Genomic DNA, 25,390 nt, shown 5'->3' with positions numbered 1-25,390 from the left:
TCCAATCTGAAAATCTCACAAAAAAAGAAGTATTCCCGGACCAAATGAGTTTCAAACAGCTCTCCTTAGCTCTTATTTCAGACATTACTGCCAGGATCAACTCCACGGATGATCTGGAAGAACTTTTGGGAATTATTATAGAAACCACAAAAGACGTACTCAATACGGAAGGATGTTCCCTTCTACTCTATGATCCGGAAGAAGATTGTCTAGTATTCCAAGTAGCTAAAGGTGATAAGGGCGAATCTCTCACAGAATTAAAAGTTCCGAGAGGAAAAGGGATCGCAGGAATGGTGCTAGAAAGTCTAGAACCAGTCATCGTCAACGATGCCGCAAACGATCCTAGAATTTATAGAAACATAGACGACGCGGTTGGATTCACCACAAAGAACCTGATCTGCGTTCCAATGAAGGCACAAGGAGAGATCCAAGGAGTTTTAGAAGCAGTAAACTCTTTGGAAAGGCCCGAATTCACGAATAAAGATATTAAAATATTAGAATATCTTTCCGATCTTGCAGCGATCGCCATCAGGAACAGAAGGTTGATCCGCGATTTAAAAGATCGGGCTAGAGAATTAGATTGCCTCTATCAGATCAGCCAGGCGATTTCTAATATCAGCGAGTTGGACCAATTCTTAAATCTGACAGTAAACTCAATCTCTGACGTTTTGGGTGCGGAAAGAGTTTCATTGATCTTCCAAAATCCTAGAACAAAATCATTCGAACTTTCTAAATCCATCGGTTTCAGTTTAGAAGAAGAATCCCATTTGGTGGACGAGTCCCGCGGGATCTTGAACGAAATTTTGTCCCAAGGAAAAGCCCTTTTAGTACAGGGACAAACGGATATCAATCCGGACCTTCTTACACCAAATCGTTATAAGACCAGATCTTTTGTTTCTGTTCCGATCCGTCAGGATGGGACCATCATCGGGGTTTTGAATGCAGCGGATAAGATCAGCGGGGATAGTTTTTCTCATCAGGATCTTTCCATTTTAAGTACGATCTCCAACCAAATTGCAGAAGCGTACAATAGTCTTTTGGCAAAGAACCAAAAGGAGAAGTTAACATCTATCCGAAGAGATATGCAGATCGCTTCTCAGATCCAGCTGAACTCTCTTCCGAATATTCCCAAGAAGATGCATCTTTTGGAGATCGAAACTTCTTATACCGCATCTAAAGAGATCGGCGGGGATTTCTATGATCTAATTTATCATAACCCTGACGAAGTGAGCATTCTGATCGCAGACGTTTCCGGAAAAGGAATATCGGCCGCATTGTTCATGGAATTTTCCAAAACGATTATCGCAGGTGAAGTAGCGCGTAACTCTTCCACGAGTATCAGTCTTATGGGAGCGAATCGGATCATCCAAGAGAAGTCCGGTTATTTTATGTTCGTGACGGTGATGCTCACTCGCATCAATATGCTCAAAAAAAGAATACGTTATTCGAGTGCCGGTCATAACGAGCAGTTATTATATAAAGCTAAAGAGAAGAAGGTACTACTTCTCTCCGGAAAAGGAATGCCTCTCGGGATCAAAGAATCGGAGGTAGAAGAACATGAAGTGGAATACCAACCTGGGGACCTTCTAGTTCTATACACTGACGGGGTTAGCGAGACCACGAACGAAGCCGGAGAAATGTATTCTCTGGAAAATCTCGCAAAACTAATAGAAAGAAACGGGGACATGCCCGTGGAAAATCTAAAGGAACTGATCTTAGATACTACCGACGCATTCAGAGGGGACGCTGATCCTCATGACGATTACACTTTGGTAATGGTCCGACTCAATTAGGATTTTCTAGTCCGCCCCAACCTTAGTCCTTATACTATTCTGCCACCATATGAGCAGGTTGTCCTGTAGAGGCTAACAATGTTCTCCACAAAGTACTCTTAGTAGGCTGAAGCACCTTTCTTTCCTGGATAGCAATATCGATCGGAAGATGTGTGAATACATTATTCCAAATTCCGATCACTAGATCCGTTTTACCGGCCATGGCAGCGTGCACCGCATTCTGCGCCAAAAATCCACAGAAAATAGAATCCTCAGGGTTTGCAGGAATGGAACGGATGATATAGCTCGGGTCTATATATTTTACATTCACCTCTATCTTCTCCGCTTTGAAGAATTCTTGGATGGAATTTTTGAGATACACTCCAATATCGCCCAACTTGAGATTTCCGGAGGCGTCTCTTTCTTCTGTTTTGCCGAAAAACTTTTGACCAGCGCCTTCTGCCACTATGATCACGGCATGTTCTCTGGTTTGGATCCTTTTTTTCAAAACATCTAAGAAGGAACCTTTTCCTTTCAGATCGAAATCCACTTCAGGGATCAAACAATAGTTCACATTTTGAGAAGCCAAGGCTGCATTCACTGCGATAAAACCGGAATGTCTTCCCATCAACTTTACTACACCGATTCCGTTCGGCGCACCTTTTGCTTCCACATGCGCACATTCTACCGCTTCCATCGCTTTGGAGAATGCTGTAGAAAATCCGAAAGTTTTTTGCACATAGTTGATATCGTTATCTATCGTTTTAGGAACTCCGATGACTGAAATCTCTTCTCCTCTTCTGTCTATCTCCCTAACGATCTCTTTGGCCCCTCTTAAGGTACCGTCCCCTCCGATACAAAATAACATCTTGACCCCATACAAAGAGAGTCGGTCCACCATGTCGGAAGCGTTCTGGTTCCCTCTGGAAGAAGCGAGAATAGTACCTCCGTCCCTTCCTATATGAGCCACGTTTTCTGGATTCAGTTCTATAGGCTTATGATCAAATTTTTTGACAAGCCCCTGGTAGCCGTAAGGAAATCCAAGGATACGTTTGACCCCGTATCTATAATTTAATTCCATTACGATACCTCGGATCACGTCATTGATCCCTGGACAGAGCCCCCCGCAGGTCACGATACCTGCGGTCACTTCTTTCGGGTCAAAATAGATCTTCTTTCTAGGACCTGCTTGTTCGAAAAATTCGGCTCCTTCTCCTATATATTCCTTCCAGCCCTCTTCCGTTTCGAATACTGTCTTGAAAACCACCTTGGATTCGTCGCCGGTGTAATATTCATAAGCCGCTGGACTCTCAATTTTGCAAGTTCCGAAATTTCTGATCTTTGTGTTCATTTTTACCGATTCCAGGTGAATTATAAGAAGGTCTATTTTTTGGTAAATATGACGGAATTTTCATTGGCAAAGTAGAATATTCCGTCATATATCAATAAATATAGGATGAGAACAGAGAAGATGACATATGATTCCAAATCTCTTCCTAAACGTAAGCGCTCGTTATTTAGAAAGACCTTCCCTTCCATCTTACAGGTGATTATTCCTTTTGTTGCGAGCCTGTCCGTACTCTACGGAGAGAACAGTTCTACTTTTTTCTGGGATTCTTTCGACAACTTTTCCAAAAATAAGGCCCTATTTTCCCAAAAGGAAACTTCTGATCAAACAGAAGTGAAGGAAGAGCATAAGGTCCAATTTTTCTCCTCTCTTACATTCAAATATCCTTATGAAATGAAAGTGTTTCGGGAGTATATTCCGACCAACTCTACATCTTTTGATTCCATTCCGGGATTGCCAAATAAATTACCGAACCAACCTAAGATACTTTTACAAAAGAGAGAATTTTTCGCTCTATATCCTGCTCTCGGAAGAGAAGAAGTTTTTGTAATGGCAATGAGTATGGGCCAGAACAAGGAAAATAAATCCGAGGCCTATGTAGGAGCTAATACGGAAAGAAGAGCATTTGACCCTCTGACAGATGTGAGAGTCACTTCTTCCGTTATGCCCGGCTTAGGCTCTAACCTTTCTAGAGGTTTGGATACCCAAGCAGGGAGCTTACTCTTTGGATATTTACTCGGAAGAGCCGGGATCCAAATGGACTTGGGCTGGAGAATGGCCGGGAACAACGTAGGTTTGGCGATCCCTGAGTCCGCAAAATCCTCTATTGGGATCAGTTACTCTTTGATCTCGAATTCCAGTAGCCTAAATAAGATGGACTTCTTTTTACAAGTTTCCGGGATCAAAAGATTTAACGATAAAAGTTTTTTACCGATCGATACACCTCAAGCTTTCAAAGGATGGCAACAAGGTTACGAATATTACGTAAACCCTGGATTTTCCATCTCCACAAAAAACTTAAGCTTCGAGGGTTTGGTACGTTTGCCTCTTCATCAACCATTCCCGAATACAGACGGATTGCTCACTCCGGAGATCCAAGGTATGCTCGGGGTGAAATATAAATTTTCCGATAGTTCTCCGAATTTGCAAAAATAAAAATCAAGTTTTTCTAATATAACCCTACCAGAACAACACACAAGTATCCAAAAAACCAGGAGAAAGCCCCGTGAAAAAAATCAAGTTTCTAATCTTATTCTGTGCTGTCTCCGGAATATTTGCCGACGAAGTGGTTTATACAAAAACGGGAAAGAAGGTAGTGCTAAAGGAGAATTTTACCTGGCAGTACGCACCTGAACCAAAAGTAGATCCGTCCAAAAAATCGAATACAAACAGATCTATTTTGAAGGGAACCGACCAAACAAGCTTAATCAAGAGTACATCCGGAGTATATTCCGTTTTTTACAATTCCACTCAATGGACAAGTGTGACCGAAAACCACGAATTCGCAGAGTTTCACTTCGTGAACCAGGCAAGAACAGGGAACGCAATGGTAATCTACGAAGGTTTGGAAATCCCCTTAGAGTCATTTCCTGAATTAGTTCTATTGAACGTAGTTAAAACTGACCCGGACGCCAGGATTATAAATATCGAAGACTGTTCCGTAAACGGAGTCCCAGGAAAGATCGTCACCTACACTGCGCAGATCAAAGGTCTTAGATTCATTTTCTATTCCTTTCTATCTAGCGGTAATTTCGGTTCCATTCAGTTCTCTACTTTTACATTGGAAAGTCAGTTCGAGAAAGAGAAGGCGAATTTTGAAAAGGTGATTTCTGGATTTGTGTTGAATTGAGGGGTTTGTAGTATCTTCGACGGAAATCGCAGCTTAGAGTGTAACTTGCGACTGGGGAGTCTACTCTCGGATCGCGGAATTTGAATTCACATAGGAATTCGGTCGAAGTGACTACATAATTCGCATTTTCTGAAAGGAAAGTTGCAGATCCAGCTTATTGATTTGCTCTTTCTTTCTGCCAAATCTGAGAAAAGAAGTAGTTTTGCCGGATGTAGTATCTACGACCTCGATCCTAGTTTCCATTACCGGGCAAGCAGGCTCCTCGCAACTGATCTCACTCAGCTTCAAGCGCAGATCTTCCCTACCCAATTTCTCCCTAATCTTAGATGCCAACCAAGGATGGAATGGAAACTCCGTTCCAGGCTCCGATTCATTCTGGTATTCAGAATGAATCGGATTTGTAGTAACTTCGACAAATCGTTTCATTACAGATTAGACTCTCGAAACCGCCTCAAGGGGGTCATAAGCCAAATTTGGAGAAAGCCATTTTTCCACTTCCGAAACGGTCATTCCCTTCCGGTTGGCATAATCCTGGACCTGGTCCTTATTGATCTTCGCCACCGCGAAATACTTAGAGTCCGGATGAGCAAAATACAAACCGCTCACGGAACTTGCAGGCATCATCGCAAAATGTTCCGTAAGAGTGATCCCCGTATTTTTCTCCACTTCCAATAGATCGAATAAGGTTCTCTTTTCAGTATGGTCCGGACTTGCAGGATAACCTGCTGCGGGACGAATTCCCTGGTAACGTTCGCGGATCAACTCTTCGGTGGAGAGATTTTCATCGGCCACATAACCCCAGATCTCCTTTCGGATCTTCAAGTGCATGTATTCTGCAAAGGCCTCCGCAAAACGATCACCTAAAGCTTTTGCCATGATGGAATTATAATCATCCAAACGAGAATCGAATATGGAAGCAAACGCTTCTACTCCGTGTCCTGCAGTAACAGCAAAACCTCCGATATAATCCGCAATTCCACTTTCTTTAGGAGCTATATAGTCCGCCAAACAATAGTTAGGCTCGTCCTTTTCTTCTTTGCTTATCTGTTGGCGAAGGGTATGGAAAACAGTCTTAACTTTTGCTCTGGTCTCGTCTTCGTAAACTTCTATATCGTCGCCCACACTATTCGCAGGGAAGACACCGATCACTCCTCGGGTTGTATATCTTTTATTGGAAACGATATCTTCTAATAATTTCTGGGCATCTTTGAATAATTCTTTGGCTTGTTTACCATATGTTTCACTTTCCAGAATGGAAGGATAACGTCCTTTCAACTCCCAAGCTTGGAAGAAGGGAGACCAATCGATGTACGGAACCAACTCCTCCAACGTGATCTCATTATTAAAAGCCCGGACTCCTACAAAATTCGGTTTTACTACCTTAGTCACATTCCAATCGGTAATGTATCTATTCTCTCTAGCATCCTCAATAGAAACAAGTTTACGTTCGCTTCTAGTATTGAAATAAATTTCCCTTTGGATCTTCTGATCTTCTTTAATCTGTTTTATATAATCTGGTTTTAGAGAAGGGTTCAAAAGTTTTCCGACAACGTTTACTACTCTAGACGCATCCAAAACATGGACCACAGGTTGATCGTACTTTTCCGAAATTTTTACGGCAGTATGGGCAGAACTTGTAGTTGCTCCTCCGATCAATAGAGGAATATCGAAACCTGTCCTTTTCATTTCAGAAGCAACGTGAACCATTTCATCGAGAGAAGGAGTAATGAGTCCGGACAAACCGATGATGTCTACGTTCTGCTTTTTTGCTTCTTCCAAGATCCTCTCGCAAGGAACCATGACTCCCAGGTCTATCACTTCGTAGTTATTACATGCGAGTACAACCGCCACGATGTTCTTACCGATATCGTGAACATCTCCTTTCACTGTAGCAATCAGGAACTTTTGTTTTGCAGAAGACTGAGCTTGCTTGCGATTCTCTTCTTCCATATAAGGTAGAAGGTAGGCTACGGATTTTTTCATCACCCTAGCGCTTTTTACAACCTGAGGAAGGAACATTTTTCCAGATCCAAACAGATCGCCCACGACTCTCATTCCATCCATCAGAGGGCCTTCGATGACGTGCAACGGTTGGTCGTATTTAAGCCTTGCTTCTTCCGTATCTTGGTCGATGTATTCTACGATCCCTTTTACTAAAGAATATTCTAATCGTTGCTCTACCGTTCCTTCTCTCCAGGCTTCTTCTTTTTTTTCGGCCTTCTCGCCTGACTTAAAGGATTCTGCAAATTCGATCAATCTTTCGGTCGAGTCGGATCTTCTATTTAAGAGAACATCTTCTACTCTTTCCAAAAGGTCCTTAGGAATTTCTTCATAAACCGCAAGCATTCCTGCATTTACGATCGCCATATCCATGCCGGCTTTGATTGCATGAAATAAGAATGCGGAGTGCATCGCCTCTCTTACTGGGTTATTTCCACGGAAAGAGAAGGAAATATTACTTAAACCTCCACTGATCTTTGCTCCTGGGCAAATAGCTTTAATCTCTTTGATCGCTTCTATAAAGTCGACAGCATAGTTATTATGTTCATCTATTCCTGTTCCGACTGTTAGGATGTTCGGATCGAAGATGATATCGAAAGGAGATAAGCCTGCCTTCTCCACTAATAGATCATAAGCTCTTTTACAAATGCGAACCTTCTCATCCTTAGTAGCCGCCTGGCCTTGTTCATCAAAAGCCATTACGATTACGGAAGCACCGTACATCTTGATCGTTTTTGCCTGTTGCAAAAACTTCTCTTCTCCTTCTTTTAAGGAGATGGAGTTTACGATCGGTTTTCCTTGGATACATTTTAATCCAGTTTCCAGAACAGACCATTTAGAACTGTCGACCATGAAAGGAACCTTTGCAATATCTGGCTCCACTGCGATCAAGTTTAAGAATTCTTTCATGGAGGCCTCTCCATCCAAAAGAGCTTCGTCAAAATTGATATCGATGATATTAGCGCCTGCTTCTACCTGTTGTAAAGCAACCGACACTGCTTCTTCAAAGTTTCCTTCTAAGATCAGCTTTTTGAATTTAGGAGAACCGGTTACGTTCGTTCTTTCCCCTATTAAGACAAAACCTGTATTTTCATCTATATTCAAAGGTTCTAATCCGGATAATCTGGTCTTTCCTTCTATCTCCGGTATAAGTCTAGGCTTTTTGCCTTGGACTGCCTTGGCCCCTTCTTTAATATGAGCAGGAGTCGTTCCACAACATCCTCCCGCAATATTCAACCAACCTTGGCTGGAAAAATCATCCAAAAATGCTCCGAATTCTTCCGGAGTTTGGTCATATCCACCAAACGCGTTAGGCAACCCTGCATTCGGATAACAACTGATATAACAGCCTGAGATCCTGGATAATTCCTCTATATAGGGCCTCATTTCTCCTGCGCCCAAAGCACAGTTGATCCCAACAGAAAGAGGATTTGCATGATAGATGGAATTGTAGAATGCCTCAATCGTCTGCCCTGACAATGTCCTTCCGGACGCGTCAGTGATTGTAACGGAAAGGGATACTGGAATTCGTACATTCAAATCTTTGAATACGTTCTCGATAGCGACAATGATCGCCTTTAAATTCAAAGTATCGATATTTGTTTCAGAAAGAAGAATATCAACTCCTTCTTCCACCAATGCTCTTACCTGTTCGTAAAACGTTTCTACTAATTCGTCGAAGGTCACTGCACGGAAGGCAGGATTATTTACATCCGGAGAAAGAGAAGCAGTCCTAGTCGTAGGCCCAATGGATCCGGCAAGGAACAACGGTTGATCAGGATGAGTTTTGGAGAACTTCTCCATTGCAGCACGAGCGACCTTAACAGCTTTTCGATTCAGTTCGTCTACATAAGCTTCCGCATTATAATCCGCTTGGGAAATTCGATTGGAGCTGAATGTATTTGTTTCTAAGATGTTCGCTCCGGCTTCCAAAAATTTATAATGTATTTCTTCGATCACTTCTGGCTTAGTTATCACGAGAAGGTCGTTATTTCCCTTTAATGCGGAAGGATGATCCTTAAGTCGTTCATCTCGGAAGTCTTCTTCTCCCAGACCGTATCTTTGGATCATGGTCCCCATTGCCCCGTCAAGAACCAGGATCCTTTCTTCTAATAATTTTAAGAGTTCTTGTGCTTTGGGGTTTGTGTATGTGGGAAATTTATGTTTCATAATTCTTTAATATTGCAATTTTTATCTAAAAGAGGTTTTTTAAGATCGTTGATCATCGGCAGTTTTTTCGATTCTTTTGCATTCAGAACAATCCAATCTTTCCATATCACCGGCACCTCATCCTCCGGAAAAATGGCGTTCACCGGACACTCTCTCAAACAATCGTTACAATTGATGCAAATGTCCGGATCTATGACTAAATAATCCTTTCCTTCTCGGAAGGCTTCTACAGGACAGGCTGCAGCACAGTAAGTAATTTTGCACCCTACGCAGGGCTCAGTTACTACGTATGCCACAACCTCTCCTTATCGATCAATAACGGTAGTGTTCCGGCTTGAACGGACCTTCTACCGGTACTCCGATATACTCTGCTTGTTTAGCGTTTAACGTGGTTAGGCGAACTCCTAATTGCTCCAAATGTAACGCTGCAACTTTCTCATCCAATTTTTTAGGTAATCTATAGACACCGATCTCATACTTATTGTTCCAAAGTTCGATCTGAGCCAAGACTTGGTTTGTGAAAGAGCAAGACATTACGAAAGATGGGTGACCAGTCGCACAACCCAAGTTCACCAAACGACCTTCTGCGAGAACGATAATAGATTTACCGTTCTCGAAGGTATATTTGTCTACCTGAGGTTTGATTTCCTTCTTCACCACGCCCTTCTCTGCGTTCAATCTGGACATTTGGATCTCAGTGTCGAAGTGTCCGATATTACAAAGAATTGCTCCGTCTTTCATTGCTTTCATGTGTTCAAGAGAAATAATGTCGTCGTTTCCGGTCGCAGTTACTACAATATCAGTGAATTCGATCGCATCTTCAACTCTTAGAACCTGGTATCCTTCCATTACTGCCTGAAGAGCGCAGATCGGGTCGATCTCCGTAACGATCACTCTAGCTCCGAAATTGCGTAAAGAAGCAGCAGAACCCTTTCCAACATCTCCATAACCGCAAACAAGTGCTACTTTTCCAGCAAGCATGACGTCGGTAGCACGTTTGATACCGTCGGCCAGGGATTCTCTACAACCATATAAGTTGTCGAATTTGGACTTGGTAACGGAATCGTTCACATTGATCGCAGGAAGTTTTAACTCGCCTTTTTTGAGGAGTTTTTCGAGACCTTTTACCCCTGTAGTAGTTTCTTCAGAAACTCCTTTGATCTCAGCGAGAAGTTGAGGATATTTCTCATGAACGTACATGGTCAGGTCACCACCGTCGTCCAGGATCATGTTCGGGCCTTTTCCGTCTTCGAAGAAGATAGTCTGTTCCACACACCACCAGTATTCTTCTTCCGTTTCACCTTTCCAAGCGAACACAGGAACTCCGGTCTTTGCGATTGCAGCTGCTGCATGATCTTGAGTGGAGAAGATATTACAAGAAGACCAACGAACTTCTGCTCCAAGCTCAGTCAGAGTTTCGATCAGAACCGCAGTTTGGATAGTCATGTGAAGGGAACCAGCGATACGCGCTCCTTTCAGAGGTTGTTTCCCTTTATATTCTTTGCGTAAGGACATCAGACCCGGCATTTCTTTTTCTGCCAGAATGATTTCTTCGCGACCCCAGTCCGCGAGTGAAATGTCTTTAACCTTATATTTTAAACCTTTTTCTTGTATTGTAGCGGACATTAAAGTCCTCCTCTTTTCTTAGCTTTAATTATTAATACTTTGAAGTATTTCTGAGATTCTACTTCTTCGATAGATTCGAGGCTGAAACCGGTATGGTTCAGCCAATCCGCGAGAAGTTCCGACTCGAATCCGAGCCATAAGTCGGCGAAGTTATCGCGCATGATTTCCTGGTTATGCTTTTTTAGATCTACTATGATGAAAACGCCGTCGTCCTTTAAAACTCTATGTATTTCTTTCATGGCCTGAGGAGGATTGGAGAGATGGTGTAAGACCATCGAAGCTACGACAGAATCTGCGGATTGAATTAGATCCTCAGGCAGGGTTTCAATTTCGGATGTGAGAAAATGAACTTGGGAATTATTCAAAAAGGAACCTTTCGCCTCTTTGATCATTTTTTCAGAAGAATCGATCCCAATAACTTCCTGGCTCTTCATCAATAAATAAGGAATTAAACCGCCAGGACCACATCCGAGGTCTAAGATCCGACGAGAATGTTCCGGAAGTAGATCCAAGATCTTGTTCCGATATAAAACCGGGTCCAGAACATCACTTTGAATACTTTCCCAATTCTGAGCAACATCATCGAAATATTTCGATCTTTTCAGATCTCTTTGTCTGAGAATATCTTTAGTCTTAGCTAAATCTTGCTCCGAATAAGGAAGACTCTTTTCAAAATCCAGAAGAAGCGTATGAAACCTTGTAGAAAAATCCCGTGAATCGTCATTTGAAACCGTAGGGCTATAATATACCCAAGAACCTTCACGTTGAAATGTCAAAAATCCCGCATCCGCCAGGATCTTTAAATGCCGAGAAATCCTAGATTGGCCCATGTCCAGAACTTCTGTTATTTCCTGAACATTGAGAGGGGCGATAGAAAGTATCCGAAGAACCCGAATGCGGGTTTCATCTGACAATGCCTTTATCGCGAGCAGAATATCTCGGTCCTGAGAAACCCCTTTCGCGGAAGAAGGCGTAACGACAATCGAATCTGAGTAAGTTTCGACAGTTTCTCTTTCTAAAGACATATCCTTCAGTGACATTTCAAGCCCTTCCCACAAGATATCAAGATATCTTGATTTCTTCAAGCAAAAAATGCTACATTCTTCTGGATAATATTATGTCTTATTAACTTTCCGCCAGGATGTGAAGGTTAGCCCCAATTAGGAGACCCTCTTTCGAGAACGAACTTCCGAGGCCATCCCACTAAAATAATCTGAATCTCTCGGGTTTCTAAATTCAAAATACGACGAATATCTATAATCCTTGAAGTTGGTGGTTTTCGATTTCGCCAAAAGTGAGAAAGAATTCTTTCATCCACTTGAAGAGATTCCCAATGAATCATTAACGCAATTATATAATTTATAGAAACACCATGTGCAAGAGCCATATTTCGCAGCTCTTGATAATTTTCTTCTTTTGGGCGATAACTATGGCGAACTAAATTTTGACCTTTCGCCTGAAAGGAAGTCCTGAGAGGATTTCTTCCCATGTATCTCTGGGATTGAAGTAGCAAGCCATACTTCTCTTGCATGCGCTTCAAATACCGAGGAAAGTTTCGTTTGCAATCAACAGGAACTTTTCTCCAAAGTCTTTCCGGAATCAATGCCGTGGATGGATAGGGGTTCTTAACAATCTTTGCTTTTCGTTTGAGTTTCTCATTTTGGAAAACGGTAGATTTCATACCCTTCTCGTTTCCCAAATTTGAGTTAGTGCGCGAGGATTTTCGTTTTTTCTTATTATGTCGAAGTTACTACAGCAGGAGAATTATATATCTTGCTTAGTTTGATTTAATAATTCTTGGTTCTGAAGTTTTTGATCTCGAAGAATCTTATAGTTCTCTTCCATGATCTTCTTGAAGCCATCTAAAATTTTCATTTTCTCGCGCATAAACTCTTCTAAAGGTTGTTTCAGAAGACCTTGAGGAGATACTACAGCTTCTTCATCTTGTTTTAGCGGAAAATTCTTTCCATTTTCTGTAGTAACTCCGACTTCCCCTTCTTTCACAAAAATTCCATTTGGCACATCGGAATCTTCGTTATCAGGGTTTTCTTTGCGTTGAGCTTCATTTTCTTCACAAACTACAAATTGCGTCCCTCGAACACCGGCATTGTAAGAAGGTGCTGTAATTGTAAAATCCTCTTTCTTAGAACCTTTGTCTACCCGGGCGAATACTTTGCCGGAAACTAGTTCTAATTTTGATTTATTGGCCTTTTTGTCAGAACTCAGTTCTGCAATCTTGATTTTTGTAAAAGCTGAGATACGAACGACGACTGAAGGGCCAATTTGGAGATCGACTTTTCCGTCTTTCGTTTCAAGCTCATCCTGTTTTTTCAAAATCGAATTCTTCTTAAGGCTCACCTTTTTTCCATCTTGGGTTCCAGAAACGTCACCTACAATGAACAGTACGATCGCAATTTCTTCTTCTGCGAATAGTGAAGAGGGTAAAATAGCTAAAGTAAAAAAAATGGCAAAGACAGATACAAGTGTTCGGTTTTTCATGCGGGGCTTTCCTATAACACTAATTTATTCAACGAAAACTGTAGTAGGATCTACTAGATCCATTAGAATAGCAACAATTTGAAACTTACTTTTTGGAAGAATTTTGCAGATTAAACCGAGAATAACTAGCTTTCAAGAAGAAATGTTCGCGTTCAAGTGAAGAATCTACAGATTCGAAGGTCAATTCTGTCTCCTGAGAAGTGACTACTGGAAATCCATAGTGCTTATTCTTATGTGCAATCTCTTTCTTTTGCTTTTTCCGATCCGAAACGAAATCAATGTGACTTTGCAATCTATTTTGTAGTATCTTCGACGAAACATTCACTGCACCTAGAAGCTTGTTCCTGGCAATTTCAAGAATTCCCTGATCTACATCGTACCCAATACTATTTCTAGAGGAAAGAAGAGCTGCTAACGATGTAGTCCCCGTTCCTAAAAATGGATCTAAGACAGTATCCCCTTTTATGGAAAACATATTCACTAATCGATAGGCGAAATCCAATGGGAATGCAGCAGTCCTTTCTCGCGAAGCTCCTACATCCTTAAAAATCTGCCTTTCTCCCTTTAGGTCCCAAACATCCGAGAACCAGACGTTTCTTTCTTCCCAGAAAAAAGCGCTATTTCGTCGAATCTCTGTCTCAGATTTAGAATACTTCCTGAGTCCACCTTTCCGAAGGATCAGAATATACTCATGCTCATAAGTAACATAGGCACCCACTGGAAACATTCCTGAACCCATAAACTTGGTCGGGGAATTAGTCTGTTTTCTCCATAAAATATCAGGTAGAGAAGTAAAGCCGAAGTTACGACAAGCCTGTAAAATTCTCGAGTGATTCGAAAATAAACTGAATTCGCCTCCGATACTTCGAGTTGCGTCACCTATGTTTACGAGCAGGATCCCCCCCTCTTTTAGAACACGGAAGCACTCTTTCCAGACCTTATCCAGTTGCAAATGCATTGCCTCGAACGCCTCATTGCCCAGGTTTTTGGTTAGAGCGTTCTTTGTATTTTTGTCCCAATTTTTGAAGAGATCATCCCACATTTCTACCATGGGATAAGGAGGTGAAGTTAATACGAGGTCGATGCTTTCGTCCGAAAGCCTATCCATTTTTCTCGAATCGGAATTATATAATATATGCGAAGTTTCCGGAACGAGTATATCCTTCATACACGTTCCGCATGTTTCAAGAGCACCCTAAATTGGCTATTCAAATTTAGAAAACTGCTATAAGAAGAAGGGCAAGTCGAAGATCCGACAAATTTCGAGTCCTTAATTCTTTTTGCCGTGGATCTTTTTGTCGATCAACTCATTCAGAAGATCGGCGAGATCCTGGAACTCATCTCCACTTCGGATCCGGATTTTATCTACGTCTTTACCTTCCAATAGCAACTTTAGATTCTTCTTAATATTATAGATCGGCCCGGCCATCTTGTGGGAGTAAATCAAGACGAATATCGCAGAAAGCAGAAGATACAACATCGAGAATAATAGAATTCCCTTAAATTGGATCGTAAATAGATCCAAACCATGATCGTAATCCGGAAGAGCGAGCTCCTTCTCAACGAACTTGTCCTTCTCTTCTCCATTAACGATCTCAAATCCCTTTTGATAGACTTTAACAGTGTCTTGGCGGAGTCTGAAAACGACTCCTTTGTCGTATTTAGTAGAATGAATCCAGAATAAAAATCCGAGAGTAAGCAGTAACCCGAAGATGAATAATAAGGAAAAATTTAAGAAGAATCTTAATTGAAAGTCTTTGTCGATCAGATAATTGGCAAGATGTCTTTTGTATCGAGGGATCTTTGCGGAGGGGTTTGCTGTTTCTTCAGACATGGGAATTAGCCTTCTTTGGTAGAATTTCTTTAAAATTCCCCACATGTCAAAAATAATTCGCTTTTAACGAAGTTGAATCACCTCCATTACCGAATCTCTTTGGATTTTTATTTCCTTTTCGAGAGTTTGTAAATACATAAAATTTTCGTCCATATCGACGATCACACCTTCTAAGGTTTCTCCATTGGAAAGAATGACTCTCTCTAACCTTTGGTATTCGTTAAATAGATCGTCTTTATTGGAAAAAGATTTTTCGGAATTTCTAGGAATCTCATCTACGTGAAGTTCTGAAAATTTAAAGCCAAGATCCTTTTGCTCAGTAGAAGATAGGAAAGTACGTTGGAATCCTTTTACACCTAAGCGGATCTTTTGGCCAGGTTCCAAAACTTGCTCTCCACGGTTAGGCTCACTGCTGCTTTTTGCGGCTACCCTCCCCTCTAAAACGGAGACAATCGTTCCTTCTTTAGGACTTTCTCTGACTTCGAATTTTGTTCCTCTAACTTCAACCAAACCTGTTTCAGTTATGATCCTAAATTCGTCTTTCTTTAAGTTTTTATGCAAATGAACTAAGATACTGCCATTGCGAAGCCGGAAAAATTGTTTTCCTTCTTTCATGATCTCGAGTTCTGTAGATCCCTCTAAGACCATACCTTCTCCCTTAGCAATATTTAAGAAAAGCTTAGATCCAGGCTCTGTTTTAAGGATCTGTCCGGAACCTACAGACTCACCTTCATTTAAGGCTAATAGTTTTTCGGAATCAGGGGAGAATAAGTATCCTTTTCCGATAATCTTTGTTACTGAGACGCCGAGTTCGTTCTTTACCGGATCAACTTTAGGATTTTGTAAAATAAGAAAACCGAATGCTCCGATCATTATCGCAGCAGCAGAAGCAAGAGTATATAATAACGGTTTTTTGAAGCTAATAATTTTAGAAGCTTGGGCCTTTTCGTAAATTTCATCGAAAGAAATATGTGAAGGAACGGGTGCCCAGGATTTGGAAAGCATATCCGACAATTTTTCGATAGAAGAACTGTATTCGTTCTTCTCACCTTCGATCGCCTTCTTTATTTTATGTTCGAAATTTTCGTCCATTCTTCCCTTCAACAGTCTTCTTCGTATTATTCCATCGGCAGAATTTGTTTGTTTTTTGCGATCTCTACGAGTTTTCCAGTCGCCTTGACGACCAATCTGGATGCAGTCGCAATCGAGATTCCCATAATATCTGCAATATCAGCCAACGTGTATTTTTCTATATTCTTTAATACTAAAGCGTATCTTTCTCCTTCTTCTAAGTCGTCCAAACAATCCATCAATCTGGATTCCAAGTCGGAAAGTTCTGTCTTTCTTACGAAACTTTGCCCCTCTTCCCGATAACTCCCCATATCGTCCGATCCGGATTCTTTCACCGTAGAGAACTTCTTGGCATAGTTTATCGATCGATTTCTTGCGATCGTATATAACAGCTTTAGGGCCTGTTCTTTGTTTAAGTCGGAATTGGAATACTTCTTAAAAAAATTAAGAAAAGTATCCTGCATTAGGTCAGAGGCGGTTTCCGGATTTCCGGTATATTTATACAAGAAATCAAAAATTCTCCCGTTGGATTCCCGATACAGGGTTTCCATAAAATCTTTTCGGGATGCCATTACACAAAGATCCCAACTTGAAACGCTAATTCAAGTAATTTCCGACGGCTGTTCTAAACTATGCCCTTTTCTCCTCTTCGCGAATGGGCTTTGATAGAAATAACATGTCTGATTGGTTTTTTTTACAGGATGGAGAAAAATTTCTAGGATCGTTTCCTTTTTTTCTCAATGAGGAATTAGAAGAAGGTTCACTCTGAATATTGATCTGCCCGAGTTTGGGGAGAATGAGTTCCTGCAAGTTGGAATTGGATGGGAGTTTTGTAGTAACTTCGACGAAAGAGAAGCCAATCTTCATCCTTGGTCGAAGATACTACATTATCCCGAATACACCAATTCAATATGAGACATAATTTTCAGTCCCCCAAATGCTCCAGATCCTTCAGAATTGAACCGATAGGATTCGTATCCACCGATTTTGAGAACCAGTTAAATGAGTCGATACCTCCAAATCATAGCCTCTTTTGTAGTAACTTCGACCATCTTATACTCCCCCCTTCATTCATCTCCAGAAGTCTCCTTCCCGAACGAAACTCCTGAATCAAAACCCCTCTTAAGAGTTCTTCCCGCGTTCAGAAAGGAGGAATGTGACTGGGCAATTCGCTGGGATGTTTGCCTCAGATGCGTTTCGAGTCGATATCGATACGCACAAAGGATCCACTTCTATCCTTCCGGATTGTATAGAGAACATGGATGTTATTCTGAGGAGAAAGGGTTCTTTTTGATAAAAGAAGATTAAGCAGGAGAGAAAGAGCCGGAGACTTCCGGCTCTTGTTGTTAAAAATTACTTCTTACAAGTAGCGAGAGCTGCGAGTGTTTTAGAAGATTTTAAACAAGTAAGATCGTATTTACCAGTCATACACTCTTTGAGTAGATGAGCGGAAATTTGACCTTGCATAGCTTTCAATTTTTCTGTCTGCTCAGGAGTTTGGCCAACAGCAAGATTGGAAATCAATTCATTTACAACTGGATCACATTCTGCTTGGCTCACTTTCGCTCCGCCGCAAGAAATAAGACCTGCAAAAATTAGAATCGTAAGGATTGAAAAAAACGTGTTTTTCATGCAAAGACCTCTGCGAATTTTTAATTCTATGTCGCTATTATTAGCCCGAGTCGAATCTCTCACTATATAAGATCGAAATTTCCAAAACCTTGGAAAATTCCGACAGTTTAACGACGAAGGCCATTCTAACGATTCCCATTCATTAGAAAAGTTATTTTTTAGTCGGGAAAATAGTTATGCCGTAATAGGACACGGACTTTTCTCCCTTGAAGGTCAGTATTCTTTTTTTGGAGTCAAACTTCCAACTTCCTGCATTTACTAGTACCTCGAAACCTTTTCCATAATGTATTTCGGGTAGAAAGATCTCTGCTGCTGGAATTTCATCTCCTTCTTTTCGGAAGGAATATTTGAACATGGATTTTTCCATATCAAAACTGATCGCTTCCGGATCTCCTTTTGTGCGGATCGGATACGGCCTGGAGAATGCTCTGACCGCTCTTCCTCCATCCTCATCTATACTTTTAGGAGTGTCCAAAGAATAAAGTGAAAGATCTTCTTCATTCCATCTATCTCCTAAACTATGGGTATTATCAGGAGTGTAATTCCAAAGAGTATAATGTACGAAATTTTTCTCGATAGAAGTTATGATACGATCTAGAGAAGCTTCCAAGTGAGAATAATTTTTTGTTCTAAACGCTAAACGACCGTTCATGTCCATCGGGATGCCTGTTTCTCCGATCACAGTGGGACAGTTATTCATCTTTTTTATAGAAACTTCTTTGATCATTCGGATCGTATCTTCGTAGGCCTTCTCTACATTCTTCTTCCCGAATATTGGAATCTGCTTAAAAATATGAACTCCAAACCAAGGAATAAAACGTTTGAACATCAAAACGGAAACATCATACCAATGAGTCGCATTGATTACAGTTCCTTCTCCTTTTTTTGGTTTTTCATTCCAGTCCAATTCTAGGCTTCCTGGATCCGATTCTATGAAGATGGAGAATTTTTTCTGAACGGATTGTATTCTAGTTTTGAATCTTTTAATAAATGGAAGCATAAACTCAGGGTAGAATTCTATCTTTCTTCCTCTGTATTTATTAAAATAATCCGGACGAAGTAACATGGGAGCTCCGTTCGGATCGTAATCCCAAACTCCGTGTTGTCTCCAAATACAATGTTTTCCTTCCTGCCATAAAGGAACAGATTTGGGATTCAACATGGTCTTTCCTAAATTAAATCCTGCAAAACCAAGCATATACGCGTTATTTGCTCTTACTGTCCTTCCTTCGGACAAAAACATTTCTTGGAAAGGAGAAGTAGTCAGAATTTTTCCAAAGCCGAGTCCGGAGAATTCTCCGATATTTTTTTTGCCGATCCATCCCGGAGAAGGTTCGTTTAAGGAATCGAATCCTAAGACATTTTTGTATCTCGAAACCTTTTTCGCTATACGACACATCGCTTCTATATAATGATCTTGTAAAAAGGTTTCTACATTCTTTCCGTGAATAGAAAGTTTAGGTGCGAATGTTTTTCCTCCGAAGAATAGAGTAAACATTGTTGCACAGGCATACTTCTGATAGTTTAGAGGCCAGGACATTCTTCTGTAATTCCTGCCCTGAAAGTGATGAACGATTGCAGTATCGGAATCTTTAATATTCTCTATATTCATCCCGACTTCTTCCAAAGTCCAACCTGGGGCACCGTCCCCTCCCGTGAATCTGGACCAAACGTCTTGGTGAGGATCTATGAATACGTAGAATCCTTTTTTATCGGCAAGAGCCACCATTCTTTCAATGTAATCTAGATATGATTGATCGTACTTGCCGGGACCTAAATGTTCCACAGCTTCCCAAGTCACGAGGAAGCGAAGAAAATTGAATCCCCACTTCTTTAAACGATCCAAATGTTCGGCTGCTTCCTTCTCTTCCAAAGGTCTTCCAACGAAAGAAACTTTTCTGTGATCATGAAAGGTTAAGGACTGATCGAAATGTGTGGTCCCGTCCGGTTTAAATGGAAGTTTGGAACTTCCCGAAAGATTTACTCCTCTCAACTGGAGAATATACCCTTCCGAATCTATAAAATTCCCGTCTTCTACCTTGATTTCCAGCATTGGATCTTAATCTTCCCCGAATTGAATCTTAGCGTCTTCGTATCCGCGGCTGATCAGATAGTCCGCTTGCACTTGAGAGAAATTTAATATACTTCCAAAACCGAGAGAAGTCCTCGGCCCGATCACTCTGATCTTATAATCCGTTTTTTCAGGTTCGGAGAAGGATAATAAGGATTTAGTAAATCCCTTCTTCTTATTATCTTTTTGTTTTTTTTGGTATTGCAAGTTTGCCATGATGGTCTGGAAAGATCCGATCAAAGAAAGTTCGAACACTCTTTCGAGTCCGTCCCTTCTACTCCGTGGAAGTCCCATATTCACTCCTCCCACAGGAGACAACAACACGACTACGATCTCTTTTGCGCCTCTTTCAACCGCAGGGAGGATCGGAACGTTCGCCATCACTCCTCCGTCCCAATGGGGTTTCCCGTCCACATATTGCCAAGGAAAGATCAATGGTATGGCAGAAGAAGCCATCACATGTTCTATATCTATGTCTTTGTTCCCGAAAAAGACCAACTCAGCAGTAAGTATATTCACCGCCGTGATGATGATCTCCATCGGACTCTTCCTCATATTACGAAAATCTAATTGAGAATAGAGTAAGTATTTTAAAGGGGTTGTGTCCGCAAGTGGAGAAAATCTACGAAAGATCAGATCCAAAAAATCGTTCCAGATGGAATATTTCATTACCTTCTGAATTTCGATGGATTTCCAAAGTTGTATGATCCTGGCTGCATCCATTCCACAGCCTAATGCGGAAGCCGTGATCGCTCCCACGGAAGTTCCGCAGACTATATCAGGTTTGAATCCGATTTCTTCTAAATATTTGAGGACCCCGGCATGATATGCTCCTCGAGCGCCTCCACCGGATAATACCAAAGCCCGCTTCATTCCAAATAAAATCCTGCCGGAGTCAGTCTTAGGTTTCGCAGGTAAATTTCAAGACGGAATATTGATTTGGAATTTTGTAGTATCTTCGACGATTTCTGCGCGAGTTCGCTTTAGCGTGGATAGTAGCCGCTAATATGAATTTAGGATTTAGAAGAATGGACGGAATCTTGGAATTAGTGTCGAAGTTACTACAGATCTCGCTCTGGAGAATTTCTCCAAGACCTGCAATAACTAAAAAGGAAGGAATTAAAACCTTCTGAGTGTCTGCGTCTAGCTATGCTAAATGCCCGAAAGTGACCAATTCTCGGAACTCAGAAAGGCCAGTGGTCTGATGGTATTGCAATAGGTCCAAGAGGTCCTTTTGCAGGGGCCTGGGCTATTGCTCAGCCACCTCACAGGTCATTTTCTTGCTGCAACTGTCGCTACTCAACTAAACCACCTCCTTTAACGTGTGGCCAGACAGTATTCTGTCGCATTAAAAAGTCAAGAAATGTCCGTATTTTTTTAGGATTTCAAAAGCGGACTCAGAGTAGAAGTTTAGGAAACTATTTTCACCTTTCTGGAAAGATAGAGAGCAAGAAGATTGAAACCCACCGCGAAATAACCTACTACATCAAATCTTTCGAAAGTTCCATTCGGCAATTGGATCAGGACCGCTCCCGCAAGAAGCGCTCCAATACCTGTGGCCACACTTTGTAAGCTAGAATTCACAGACATGAAACTTCCCCTCACCTCGGGACGAATGGCAGAAGTCAGCATCGCCATCGAAGGGATGACCCGACCGGATACTAGGACCATAAAAACTGTCGTAACTCCGAGGGCCATGTACACTGGTAGATCCTTTGGCAAATGAGTGATCGCAAGGATGGGAAGTAACGCGAGAAGAACTAGGACCAGAAAAACCTTATGTTTTCCAAACTTATCCGACAAGAAGCCGATGATCCAGGAAGAAACGAAAGTGCAGATCCCGCCGATCTCGTAAATATGGCTGACCTGGGTCTTGGAGAAACCCATATTCCTCTCCATAAAAACAGCTATCGAAGTTACGACAGTAAATCCACCCAAGATCACGCTCATAAAAAACGCCAGGGCCACTAAATGATCTCTCTTAGAAAGAACATTGATTAGTTGGCTAAAATCCGCCATCTTCTGCTTTTCCATTTTAGAAGGAAGACTAGGCAAATATAGAATCGCAAGAACCAGGATCGGAAGACCCAAAAGTACGATAAATGCAAAGGTATAATTCCAACCAGAACTCATCGCAATCCGAATGCCGGAAGGAACTCCCAAAACCGAGGCGGCAGAGAATGCACCCATCACCCCTCCCATCGCCTTCCCTCTCTTTTCGATCGGAAAGACGTCGCCTATGATAGAAAGGATGACTCCGCTGACCATTCCCCCGAAAATCCCTGCAGTGATTCTTGCAAAGAGAAGAAAAGAATACGTATTCGCAACCGCACAAAGCGCAGTTCCTACCAAAAAGCCAACATAAAGAAAGATAGCGGCAGACTTACGATTAAAACGATCGATAAAGTTAGCTCCGATCAAAGCAGCAATCGCAGCGGCAAAAGAATAAGAAGAAAGAACCAAGGAAAACATTGCTGTATCGATCTGGAACTGCTTCAAAAAATAATCCTGAAGCGGGAACATGATCATAAAATCCATGATATTGGTAAACTGAATGCTCGCAAGAAGCAGGATCAGAAACAATTCATGGCGAACTATTTTTGTCCGAGGAAGTGAAGCTACGGATTCCATATACTTACCAGATTTTTTTACGTAAGTTATAAAGAGATAAATTTTTAGAAGTTCCGCATTTTACTCTTATAATTTGTTCTTACAAAGTTTGGAGACTAAATAGATCCGAACCGTCGTCTAGAACTTAGTTCAGGAAATTTCAAAATTATAGTAAGGCGCTTTAAAGGAAGATTTGGATGACGAATCGGCACCCGAGTTTCTTTCCTAGCTAATTAAATATTTTTCCAAATTTTGTTATTCGGATTTTTCACTTCCTTGCTCGGAACCGTATAAACCTAAATCTTCATTCGTCTATCTGAATATCTGCTATGAAACTCAGAAGATATCTTTCAGAAGACTTTTCTTATTCGAGATCAGGAGAGATCCGTAGACTTCGGACCCTAGACAATGACAAGTCTATCAGGATCCTAAGCATTTTCGCCTTCATAGTTTCCAGCATTCTTTTCGCACAAAATATACTTTCACCCGGAACTCCTAGCGGCGGGCATCTTCAATTCCTATACGGTCTGAGTTTCGGAAGTTCAGCCTTATTCTCCAGTTTGATGCTGGCCGTTCTGGCACTAAAAGATGGGAAAGGTAGAAAACTTTCATACCTAGCTATGATCGGTTATGTGGGACTTCTAACATTAACTACCACCTTTGCTACCTTGGTGGATCAGTACCATACCGCAGATTATTCTGCTTTCTGCTTTGGGTTACTCCTTCTTCCACTTTTTCTCCGGGCAAGTTTCGTGACCTATCTGACCATTGTATCTATCAACCTGCTCTTTTTCTCATTGGGTTATTCTTTTATGATAGAAAGAGAACTAACTCCCTCAGTCGTAACTCCTATCATTGCATTCTCCATTGCAAGCGTGGGAACAGCGATCAATGTAGAAGGCACCCGTTTGAAAAGTAACCTTCTACAATTACAACTAGAAGAATCCAATAAAAACCTAAAAGAATTATCACATAAGGATTCCCTAACAGGACTTTTCAACAGAAGACATTTAATGGAATCTTTAAGTACTCTTTTGGCTGCTTCTAAAAGATATGATTTTCCTCTATCGGTCCTTCTACTCGATTTGGACCATTTCAAAAAGGCAAACGATTCCCTAGGACACCAAGTGGGAGACAAACTACTTGCAACAATCGGGAGATTATTGTCCGGATTAGTGAGAGATTGTGATGTTGCTGCCCGCTATGGCGGAGAAGAATTCTGCGTAGTACTTTCCAATACGAATATAGAAGGAGCAAAATTCGTAGCAGAAAGGATCCGCGACAGAATAGAAACCGAAACCTTCGAAGAGATCCCTTGGACAATTACCGTAAGTATAGGTGTCGCATCCAGAGAAAGTGATGAAACTCCGGAAGATTTCCTAAAAGCCGCGGATAAGAAGTTATACGAATCAAAGGCTGCCGGAAGGAATAGAGTCTCCGCTTAATTCCGGTTCCGATTCGAATAAAGAAATTTTAATATATCTTCCTAAAAATTGTCCCAAAAAACTGACTCCCAAAGCAGGGATCGTTGGCGGCAACCATTCCGGCCCGAAATATTTCAGGCCAAGCCAAACGATCATCCCGGAGAACATAGCATAAACTGCCCCAGTCGCATTCGCTTCTTTCCAGAAAATAGCTGCGACCAAAGGAACAAAAAGAGAAACCAAACTAATGGAAGAAGAATCAGCAACCAACTGATAAATATTCGTCTCGCTCAGCGCCATTCCGGTAGAAACGATTGTCACGATCAATACGGAAAAACGCATTACTCTCAGTAGCAGTCTTTCGGAAGGATTTTTTAGAGTAGGACGGATCAAATTCTCCCCTAAAACCGAAGCAGGAGCCAAAATCGCCCCGGAAGCGGTACTTAAGATCGCAGAAAGTAATGCCCCGAAAAATAGTATCTGTATAAATAAAGTAGAATGTACTAATACTACATGAGGAAGGATCATCTGATTATCGCCAGCTGCGATCTCAGGATAAACTCTTCTTGCAAAATATCCCGCTAACAACGGTAGGAACGCGACGGTTAAATACATTCCCCCACCCAAAAAAGAAGAATATACTGCGACCTTTTCCGACTTAGAAGACATCACTCTTTGGAAAATATCCTGTTGAGGAATTGAGCCGAGCCCGATCGTCATCCAAGCTGCAATGTAAGCAAGAACTGCTTCCGTTTTTAATGGAGGGAAGAAGGAAAAAAATCCGGGCTTTGCAGTCGCAATGACTGTTTGAAATCCACCCGCCTTCCCTTGTAGATCCCAAACCAAAACCAAAAGCCCTACTATGATCAATATAGTCTGTAAGAAATCTGTAATGGAAATCGCCCACATCCCTCCTATATAAGTATAGACCAACACTACAACGGATGCCAAAAGTATTCCTACATACATATCGAATCCGAATAAGGAATGAATGACGATCCCCATCGCGACTAACTGAGCTGCGATCCAACCGAAATAAGAAGGGATCATAAATAATGCGGAAAGGAATTCCACCTTTCGGCCAAAACGATTTTTGTATAAGTCCCCGAAGGTGAGAATATTCATCCTATACAATGGCCTAGCGAAGAATATCCCTACTAAAAAAAGGCAAAGCGCTGCTCCGAAAGGATCTTCGATCACGGCTAAGATCCCTCCGTCCACAAATTTTGAGGAGGCGCCCATTAAAGTTTCCGACCCGAACCAAGTGGCAAATAGAGCGGAAGATGCTAACACAAGTGGAAGTCTTCTTCCAGCTAACACATAGTCTTGAGAACTATTAACGTATCTAGAGGCAAATGCCCCAATTAGAATGGTAACAACGATATATAGAATAACAAAAAGGCCGAGCAATTCAGAATATCCTAAGGAGAAAACTTCGTAATTGCGATCCTGAAACTCAGAGAATCTAAACGCAAGCGTTAATA

At 41.5% G+C, this 25,390-nt stretch carries 22 protein-coding genes; 5 read left to right on the top strand and 17 right to left on the bottom strand.

What is annotated here, in order from left to right; translation table 11 throughout:
• Nucleotides 1-44 precede the first annotated feature (44 nt).
• Complete coding sequence (locus tag LPTSP_RS17950) at nt 45-1,793, top strand: GAF domain-containing SpoIIE family protein phosphatase (protein ID WP_108930120.1); 1,749 nt, start codon at nt 45-47, stop codon at nt 1,791-1,793.
• Nucleotides 1,794-1,827: 34 nt separating this feature from the next.
• Here LPTSP_RS17950 and LPTSP_RS17945 read toward each other — a convergent pair whose 3' ends face one another.
• Nucleotides 1,828-3,123, bottom strand: a complete 1,296-nt coding sequence (locus LPTSP_RS17945) for an ATP-dependent 6-phosphofructokinase (protein WP_108930119.1) — start codon at nt 3,121-3,123, stop codon at nt 1,828-1,830.
• Nucleotides 3,124-3,243: 120 nt separating this feature from the next.
• Between LPTSP_RS17945 and LPTSP_RS17940 the strand changes: the two genes are divergently transcribed.
• Both LPTSP_RS17940 and LPTSP_RS17935 read left to right on the top strand, forming a co-directional pair.
• Nucleotides 3,244-4,275: an LIC_20087 family outer membrane protein gene (locus LPTSP_RS17940; protein ID WP_108930118.1), complete on the top strand. Its 1,032-nt coding sequence runs from the start codon at nt 3,244-3,246 to the stop codon at nt 4,273-4,275.
• A gap of 70 nt (nt 4,276-4,345) precedes the next feature.
• Nucleotides 4,346-4,969 (top strand): hypothetical protein, encoded by a 624-nt coding sequence (locus tag LPTSP_RS17935; protein ID WP_108930117.1) that lies wholly within the window; start codon nt 4,346-4,348, stop codon nt 4,967-4,969.
• Nucleotides 4,970-5,080: 111 nt separating this feature from the next.
• Here the strand turns inward: LPTSP_RS17935 and LPTSP_RS17930 are convergent, their stop codons facing one another.
• The 11 genes from LPTSP_RS17930 to LPTSP_RS17880 form a co-directional block, all read right to left on the bottom strand.
• The gene (locus tag LPTSP_RS17930) at nt 5,081-5,395 is read right to left on the bottom strand and encodes a hypothetical protein (protein WP_108930116.1); all 315 of its coding nucleotides are present in this window, start codon (nt 5,393-5,395) and stop codon (nt 5,081-5,083) included.
• Between the two features lie 6 nt (nt 5,396-5,401).
• Nucleotides 5,402-9,139 (bottom strand): methionine synthase, encoded by a 3,738-nt coding sequence (gene metH / locus LPTSP_RS17925; RefSeq protein WP_108930115.1) that lies wholly within the window; start codon nt 9,137-9,139, stop codon nt 5,402-5,404.
• Nucleotides 9,136-9,435, bottom strand: a complete 300-nt coding sequence (locus LPTSP_RS17920) for a DUF362 domain-containing protein (protein WP_108930114.1) — start codon at nt 9,433-9,435, stop codon at nt 9,136-9,138. Before LPTSP_RS17920 ends, metH begins: the two co-directional genes overlap by 4 nt.
• 16 nt (nt 9,436-9,451) lie before the next feature.
• Complete coding sequence (gene ahcY / locus LPTSP_RS17915; protein ID WP_100769135.1) at nt 9,452-10,765, bottom strand: adenosylhomocysteinase; 1,314 nt, start codon at nt 10,763-10,765, stop codon at nt 9,452-9,454.
• The gene (locus LPTSP_RS17910; RefSeq protein WP_108930113.1) at nt 10,765-11,805 is read right to left on the bottom strand and encodes an ArsR/SmtB family transcription factor; all 1,041 of its coding nucleotides are present in this window, start codon (nt 11,803-11,805) and stop codon (nt 10,765-10,767) included. The genes ahcY and LPTSP_RS17910 overlap by 1 nt, the downstream gene beginning before the upstream one ends.
• A gap of 110 nt (nt 11,806-11,915) precedes the next feature.
• The gene (locus LPTSP_RS17905; protein WP_108930112.1) at nt 11,916-12,446 is read right to left on the bottom strand and encodes a DUF1564 family protein; all 531 of its coding nucleotides are present in this window, start codon (nt 12,444-12,446) and stop codon (nt 11,916-11,918) included.
• Between the two features lie 83 nt (nt 12,447-12,529).
• Nucleotides 12,530-13,264 carry a FecR family protein gene (locus LPTSP_RS17900; RefSeq protein WP_108930111.1) on the bottom strand — a complete coding sequence of 245 codons (735 nt, stop codon included), beginning with the start codon at nt 13,262-13,264 and terminating at the stop codon, nt 12,530-12,532.
• Between the two features lie 85 nt (nt 13,265-13,349).
• Entirely contained in the window at nt 13,350-14,432 is a 1,083-nt protein-coding gene (locus LPTSP_RS17895; protein WP_108930110.1) for a DNA-methyltransferase, read from the bottom strand.
• A gap of 102 nt (nt 14,433-14,534) precedes the next feature.
• The gene (locus LPTSP_RS17890; RefSeq protein ID WP_108930109.1) at nt 14,535-15,098 is read right to left on the bottom strand and encodes a hypothetical protein; all 564 of its coding nucleotides are present in this window, start codon (nt 15,096-15,098) and stop codon (nt 14,535-14,537) included.
• Between the two features lie 63 nt (nt 15,099-15,161).
• A complete protein-coding gene (locus tag LPTSP_RS17885) occupies nt 15,162-16,190 on the bottom strand; it encodes a FecR domain-containing protein (protein WP_174704498.1) in 1,029 nt (342 codons plus the stop codon).
• Nucleotides 16,191-16,216: 26 nt separating this feature from the next.
• Nucleotides 16,217-16,741 carry an RNA polymerase sigma factor gene (locus tag LPTSP_RS17880; RefSeq protein ID WP_108930107.1) on the bottom strand — a complete coding sequence of 175 codons (525 nt, stop codon included), beginning with the start codon at nt 16,739-16,741 and terminating at the stop codon, nt 16,217-16,219.
• A 430-nt stretch (nt 16,742-17,171) separates the two neighbouring features.
• Between LPTSP_RS17880 and LPTSP_RS17870 the strand changes: the two genes are divergently transcribed.
• Nucleotides 17,172-17,477 (top strand): hypothetical protein, encoded by a 306-nt coding sequence (locus LPTSP_RS17870; protein ID WP_108930105.1) that lies wholly within the window; start codon nt 17,172-17,174, stop codon nt 17,475-17,477.
• Nucleotides 17,478-17,522: 45 nt separating this feature from the next.
• On the opposite strand, the gene LPTSP_RS17865 is transcribed toward LPTSP_RS17870, so the two are convergent.
• The 4 genes from LPTSP_RS17865 to LPTSP_RS17850 all read right to left on the bottom strand — a co-directional run bounded on the left by LPTSP_RS17865 (nt 17,523) and on the right by LPTSP_RS17850 (nt 22,503).
• The gene (locus LPTSP_RS17865; protein WP_108930104.1) at nt 17,523-17,801 is read right to left on the bottom strand and encodes a TIGR04454 family lipoprotein; all 279 of its coding nucleotides are present in this window, start codon (nt 17,799-17,801) and stop codon (nt 17,523-17,525) included.
• Nucleotides 17,802-17,952: 151 nt separating this feature from the next.
• The gene (locus LPTSP_RS17860) at nt 17,953-19,854 is read right to left on the bottom strand and encodes a glycoside hydrolase family 5 protein (protein ID WP_108930103.1); all 1,902 of its coding nucleotides are present in this window, start codon (nt 19,852-19,854) and stop codon (nt 17,953-17,955) included.
• Between the two features lie 6 nt (nt 19,855-19,860).
• Complete coding sequence (locus LPTSP_RS17855) at nt 19,861-20,745, bottom strand: patatin-like phospholipase family protein (RefSeq protein ID WP_108930102.1); 885 nt, start codon at nt 20,743-20,745, stop codon at nt 19,861-19,863.
• A 537-nt stretch (nt 20,746-21,282) separates the two neighbouring features.
• Entirely contained in the window at nt 21,283-22,503 is a 1,221-nt protein-coding gene (locus LPTSP_RS17850) for an MFS transporter (RefSeq protein WP_108930101.1), read from the bottom strand.
• Between the two features lie 308 nt (nt 22,504-22,811).
• Here LPTSP_RS17850 and LPTSP_RS17845 point away from each other — a divergent pair, with 308 nt between their 5' ends.
• Nucleotides 22,812-23,927, top strand: a complete 1,116-nt coding sequence (locus LPTSP_RS17845; protein WP_108930100.1) for a GGDEF domain-containing protein — start codon at nt 22,812-22,814, stop codon at nt 23,925-23,927.
• On the opposite strand, the gene LPTSP_RS17840 is transcribed toward LPTSP_RS17845, so the two are convergent.
• On the bottom strand, nt 23,892-25,316 hold the full coding sequence (locus tag LPTSP_RS17840; protein ID WP_108930099.1) for a high affinity choline transporter 1: 1,425 nt from the start codon (nt 25,314-25,316) through the stop codon (nt 23,892-23,894). The two genes, LPTSP_RS17845 and LPTSP_RS17840, sit on opposite strands and share 36 nt — an antisense overlap.
• Nucleotides 25,317-25,390: the final 74 nt, after the last annotated feature.

Origin of the sequence: Leptospira johnsonii, assembly GCF_003112675.1 — a bacterium.
GTDB classification, from domain to species: Bacteria; Spirochaetota; Leptospiria; order Leptospirales; family Leptospiraceae; genus Leptospira_B; species Leptospira_B johnsonii.
Note: the sequence above shows the minus strand (reverse complement) of the source record. Positions and strands in the feature narration are given on the sequence as shown.

Coding starts and splice junctions, on each gene's coding strand:
- LPTSP_RS17950 (WP_108930120.1), top strand. CDS start 45: ATGAGTTTCAAACAGCTCTCCTTAGCTCTTATTTCAGACATTACTGCC.
- LPTSP_RS17945 (WP_108930119.1), bottom strand. CDS start 3,123: ATGAACACAAAGATCAGAAATTTCGGAACTTGCAAAATTGAGAGTCCA.
- LPTSP_RS17940 (WP_108930118.1), top strand. CDS start 3,244: ATGACATATGATTCCAAATCTCTTCCTAAACGTAAGCGCTCGTTATTT.
- LPTSP_RS17930 (WP_108930116.1), bottom strand. CDS start 5,395: ATGAAACGATTTGTCGAAGTTACTACAAATCCGATTCATTCTGAATAC.
- metH (WP_108930115.1), bottom strand. CDS start 9,139: ATGAAACATAAATTTCCCACATACACAAACCCCAAAGCACAAGAACTC.
- ahcY (WP_100769135.1), bottom strand. CDS start 10,765: ATGTCCGCTACAATACAAGAAAAAGGTTTAAAATATAAGGTTAAAGAC.
- LPTSP_RS17910 (WP_108930113.1), bottom strand. CDS start 11,805: ATGTCACTGAAGGATATGTCTTTAGAAAGAGAAACTGTCGAAACTTAC.
- LPTSP_RS17905 (WP_108930112.1), bottom strand. CDS start 12,446: ATGAAATCTACCGTTTTCCAAAATGAGAAACTCAAACGAAAAGCAAAG.
- LPTSP_RS17900 (WP_108930111.1), bottom strand. CDS start 13,264: ATGAAAAACCGAACACTTGTATCTGTCTTTGCCATTTTTTTTACTTTA.
- LPTSP_RS17895 (WP_108930110.1), bottom strand. CDS start 14,432: ATGAAGGATATACTCGTTCCGGAAACTTCGCATATATTATATAATTCC.
- LPTSP_RS17890 (WP_108930109.1), bottom strand. CDS start 15,098: ATGTCTGAAGAAACAGCAAACCCCTCCGCAAAGATCCCTCGATACAAA.
- LPTSP_RS17885 (WP_174704498.1), bottom strand. CDS start 16,190: ATGGACGAAAATTTCGAACATAAAATAAAGAAGGCGATCGAAGGTGAG.
- LPTSP_RS17880 (WP_108930107.1), bottom strand. CDS start 16,741: ATGGCATCCCGAAAAGATTTTATGGAAACCCTGTATCGGGAATCCAAC.
- LPTSP_RS17870 (WP_108930105.1), top strand. CDS start 17,172: ATGAGTCGATACCTCCAAATCATAGCCTCTTTTGTAGTAACTTCGACC.
- LPTSP_RS17865 (WP_108930104.1), bottom strand. CDS start 17,801: ATGAAAAACACGTTTTTTTCAATCCTTACGATTCTAATTTTTGCAGGT.
- LPTSP_RS17860 (WP_108930103.1), bottom strand. CDS start 19,854: ATGCTGGAAATCAAGGTAGAAGACGGGAATTTTATAGATTCGGAAGGG.
- LPTSP_RS17855 (WP_108930102.1), bottom strand. CDS start 20,745: ATGAAGCGGGCTTTGGTATTATCCGGTGGAGGCGCTCGAGGAGCATAT.
- LPTSP_RS17850 (WP_108930101.1), bottom strand. CDS start 22,503: ATGGAATCCGTAGCTTCACTTCCTCGGACAAAAATAGTTCGCCATGAA.
- LPTSP_RS17845 (WP_108930100.1), top strand. CDS start 22,812: ATGAAACTCAGAAGATATCTTTCAGAAGACTTTTCTTATTCGAGATCA.